General features: G+C 24.8%; 2 protein-coding genes. Both read right to left on the reverse strand.

Annotated features, from left to right (window positions below; all coding sequences use genetic code 11):
* Positions 1–37: 37 nt before the first annotated feature.
* Positions 38–721 (reverse strand): hypothetical protein, encoded by a 684-nt coding sequence (locus HUJ77_RS15355; protein WP_291710140.1) that lies wholly within the window; start codon positions 719–721, stop codon positions 38–40.
* 21 nt (positions 722–742) lie between these two features.
* Positions 743–2,008: an MFS transporter gene (locus tag HUJ77_RS15360; RefSeq protein ID WP_291710142.1), complete on the reverse strand. Its 1,266-nt coding sequence runs from the start codon at positions 2,006–2,008 to the stop codon at positions 743–745.
* Positions 2,009–2,375 lie beyond the last annotated feature (367 nt).

A 2,375-nucleotide genomic window follows, 5' to 3' on the forward strand; every position in this document is an offset into this window, starting at 1 on the left:
TAAATTTAACACCATAAATCCCTCCTTAAGCAGTGCTTTAAGCATTTCCCAAAGACTTTGATGTGTTGTTTTCATTTTTATTCAATTCTTTCTTAAAATCAGATATAAATTTATTCTTATCTTTTTCAAATATCATAAAAAGATTTTTCAAGTCATATATAGAATTTATTAATATATTAAAGTATTTTAATAAAAAATTTTTACTATCTTCTAATAGGACTGTTAATTTCCACTTAGCTTCATAAGAGAAGTCTTTGCTACTAATTAAATATTTAAGAAAGTCCTGCTTACTCATAGATAAATTTAAGGTTTTATCATCAAAGGTTTCTATTATAAATTTAATTACCTCTTTTAAAGAAAATTCTTTTACCTCTTCTTCAGATAAATTTTCTATTAAATTTTTTAGGCTAATAAGTTCATCTGTATTAAAATTTGAAAGAAATATCTCATAGATAGATAAATAACTTTCATTAATTCCATCATTGATTTCTGAGAAATAAAATTTTATATCATCTAGTGGAACTGTATTTATTTTCTTAAACTTTTCAATAAATTTATAAAAGCTTTTAAGGTTATTTTTCTTGTATTTTTCTTTATCAATGTCAATTTTAGATAAGCTCTCATTTAGCTTTTTTATTTCTTCATCTTCATTGGCTAAATATACAAAAGCTTTGTTTATTTCATATAAAATATTTATTTCATCTTTAATAATGTAGTTCAAGGCTTACACTCCTTTTTTATTTTAATATGCATCAAATTTTTTTATTGTTTTATTTAAGAACATTATTAAAAATAATAATGAGACTAAAATACCAAAACATAAAAATAACATTTTAATACTAACAAATTGAGAGATAATTCCGATTATAGAAGCTGTTATAGGTATAGCACATAACGCTCCTGCATTGAATATTGCACCAACTCTTGGTAAAAATTCTTGAGTTACTGTTTTCATTAAAGTAACTTGTAATGTAAAGGTTAAAAGTAATACACCTACACCAAGCAAGAATAAATCAAGAGCTAATAATAAATACATAAGCTGTTTACTTTCTATATTACCAAGGAAAGATAATAATGAATAAGTTATACCTATTATAACACCTCCAATTATAAATAACTTTCTTCCGCCTAAAGCTTCTTTTATCTTAGGGGCAAAAATTCCAGAGAGTATCATTCCAGATAAGACTCCTATACTTATTACAGATAAAGCTGTACTATCTGTTTTAAGGACTTCTTCAACGTAAGGTGCTTGTAATGAATTAATTGGAACAAATAAGGCATTCAGGATAGTAGCAAATAGAATTATATTAAGAATTATTTTATCTTTTTTAATAAACTTAAAGCCTTCAGCTAAGTCATTTAAAGATCCCTTAACTGTAACTTTAGAATCAGAGACTGTGCTTTTTACTTTTAAGCATAATATTAAAAATCCACATACTAAGAATGTTATTGCGTCAACTAATATTGCACCACCTAATCCTATTAAGGATATTATTAAAGGTGTTATTGCAAGCCCGATTAATTCAGAAACCTTACATCCAGTGGAGGAAAGTGCTAAGCCATGTTCTAGTTTTTCAACAGGAATAATTTTTTGAACTATGGACATAGAAGCAGGCTGTCTAAAGGATTCAAAAGATGAATTTAAAAATGTTATTACATATAAGTGCCATATGGCTAAATTATCAGTTATAAATAATATAGCAACTAAAAATACACATAAAGATCGCCCAAAATCACAAATTATCATAATTTTTTTATCAGCTAAATACTTACAAGCTACACCAGAAATAATACCAAATATTATGTTTGGAATTCCATTAACAGCGAAAATAGTTGCAACTAAAAGAGTAGAACCTGTAATTTTATAAACTAGCAATGAAAATGCTATAGTATCTATGCCATCTCCGAATCTTGAAATAATACTAGCAAAAGTATCTAGAAGATAATTTTTCTCTTTTAATAAATCTCTATATTTATTTTTTTTCTTTTCTAGTTTTAGGGTGTTCATTATAATCCTCCTTTAATTTGAATAATTTATATGTAAAAATATACCACCAAGTAAGATAAGTGTCAATCAATATTAGATAACTATCTAATATAATATTTATAATATGAAGAAATCTAATAATGTTGATAATATTTTAAAAGATATTAAAATATTTTAAGTTAAATAAAGTTAATTAATGAATTATATGGGGAAAACTACTGGCAATTAAAGAATTTATTAAATATACTTTAATTAGCATTATTTAGAAGTGGAGATTTATTTCAACTATACCTAAAGATACAGGAAGTTCTAGAAGAATTTCAGAAGTTGATTTAGTTTTTGAAAAATATGAAGAGGAATGAAAGAATGAAAGAATGAAAGAATGAAA

It is taken from the genome of Clostridium sp. (genome assembly GCF_021443865.1).
Taxonomy (GTDB): domain Bacteria; phylum Bacillota; class Clostridia; order Clostridiales; family Clostridiaceae; genus Clostridium.

Coding starts and splice junctions, on each gene's coding strand:
- HUJ77_RS15360 (WP_291710142.1), bottom strand. CDS start 2,008: ATGAACACCCTAAAACTAGAAAAGAAAAAAAATAAATATAGAGATTTA.